This is a genomic window from Bacteroidota bacterium (assembly GCA_038746285.1).
Lineage (GTDB): Bacteria > Bacteroidota > Rhodothermia > Rhodothermales > JANQRZ01 > JANQRZ01.
Map to the genome: position 1 here is coordinate 1 of JBCDKT010000120.1, position 1,954 is coordinate 1,954.

Below are 1,954 nucleotides of genomic sequence, written 5' to 3' on the forward strand. Positions count from 1 at the left end.
AGGTCGCCGGGGCCGCGCTCGTAGTGCCCGACGAGGCGCGCGAGGTCCGCGTCGGACACGTCCGCCGCCCTGATTTCGGCGTAGCCGTCGGGCGGAGCCGGGCGGTCGGGCGTCTCGCGGATCCACACGTTGCGGAAGCGGACCGGGCTGCCGTGGTCCTGCAGGACGATCTTGCCGCGGCGCGGGTGCGGTGCGTAGGGCAGCGACTGCATCCAGAGCGTCGAGCCGGGCAGCAGCTCGTTGTTCTGGACGAGGACGCCGTTGATGAGGACCGTCAACCGCGCCGGTTCGAGGACGGCCCCGTCGGTTCCGAAGCGCGGGCCTCGGAAGAAGAGGTCGTAGTGCTGCCACTGGTCGGACGGGCGTAGCGCGTCGGCGAGGGGTGGGTATTGCCCGTAGATCGCGCCCGCCATGCCGTCGGGGTAGGTCGCGTTGTCGAACGTGTCGAGGATCTGGACCTCGTAGAGGCCCTCGAAGAACATCACGCCGCTGTTGCTGCGGTCCTGGCTCGTCTTCTCCGGCTCGGGCGCGGCCTTCCACTCCAGGTGCAGCTGCACGTCGCCGAAGGGCTGCCTCGTGCGAATCGACCCGCTCCCGGGCGCGATCACCACCGCGTCGCCCTCGATGGTCCACGGAGCAGGGCTACCGTCCATCGCCTCCCAGGCATCGAGCGAGCCGCCATCGGCGGGGATCAAGATCGTGGCGTCGGCGGGCGCGGGGGTCGGCGGCGGTACCGGGGCCAGTTCGACGCGGGCAGGCAGGAGCCGCGTGGTGTCGTGCTGCCGCCACGCCGAGGCGCGCGGGACGTCGGTGGACGAGGACGACAGCGGCATAGCGGCAGGCGAGGTCGGAGGCGAGGCTGCCGAGGAATCGGGCGGAGCAGCGGGCTGGCAGCCCACGGCGAGGACGACGAGCAGGAGGAGAAGAGCGCGCATGGCAAGAGCGGTCGAGGGAGAGAGCGTCGGTCAAGCTACAACGCCCCATCGAACGGAAGGGCCGGACGCCTCCGGTCTCTGGCGCACATCGCCGCTCAATTCGGAGGCATAGCGCCTCGAAATCCCCTCAAGGACGGCATATGCACGCTCGGCGCATCAGAATGCAACGAGGATGCAACGCTCGGCGCGGCCCCCTCGCCCACCTTGAGTGTGACCCCGGTGGCGCTCGCGCCTCACCGCATGCGACGCCGCTCCGGTCTTCACTCCGATGCCTGCCGTCTAGCCAGCCACGACCTCCGATGACCAAGCTCTACAGCCTTCTCCTCCTCGCGGTCGCGCTTGCGCCCATCGCCTACGGACAACCGACGGCTATGCAGATGGCGGCCGGCCAGGGCGGAGAGGACGCCCCCCACGCCCCGGTCTATCACTCCACGAGTGCCGAGGTGTTGCTCGACCAACTCAGCAACTTTGACGGGCAGTGGATTGCGTTCCGAGCCACGCCGGAGTCCGTCACGGATGCGACGTCCGCCGACGATTTCGTCGTGCCCGAGGGCGTCATGTGGACGATCCAAGAAGTGTTCATCGATGGCAACTACCTCGAGTTTCCCCAGCCACACCCCGACGGCGCTGCCGCCTGCCTCGCCGCCGACCTCGGGTTCTGGAGCGATGCCGCCGGAGAGCCAGGCGCCGCCCTGTTCTTCTACGAGGACGTCGCACCCCTGTCCGATGACGAAGGCGACCTCACGTTCATGATCGACGACACCACCCTAGAGCCGGGGACCTACTGGCTGTCGCTGCAGTGCTCGGGCACGCTCACCTTCGACAACGATGAGGGCCCACGGGGCTACTACTGGGAGCGGAACGACGACGCCAACCCGGGCGCGCTTGGCAACCCCGCCCACTCCATCAACCCAGCAGGCGGTCTGGAGTATCCCACCGAAGGCTGGAATCCACTCACGGCCTTCGACTTCAACGAGTCCGGGCTTGACTTCTCCTTCGCGCTCTCCGGCACGAGCGAA

The 1,954-nt window shown here is 68.6% G+C and carries 2 protein-coding genes; one reads left to right on the forward strand and one right to left on the reverse strand.

Annotated elements, in window-relative coordinates:
• Nucleotides 1-935: DUF1080 domain-containing protein (locus AAGI91_17745; protein MEM1044457.1), on the reverse strand; the 935-nt coding region annotated here is incomplete at its 3' end.
• Nucleotides 936-1,234: 299 nt separating this feature from the next.
• On the opposite strand from AAGI91_17745, the gene AAGI91_17750 reads away from it, so the two are divergent.
• On the forward strand, nucleotides 1,235-1,954 hold a 720-nt coding region (locus AAGI91_17750; protein ID MEM1044458.1), incomplete at its 3' end, for a hypothetical protein.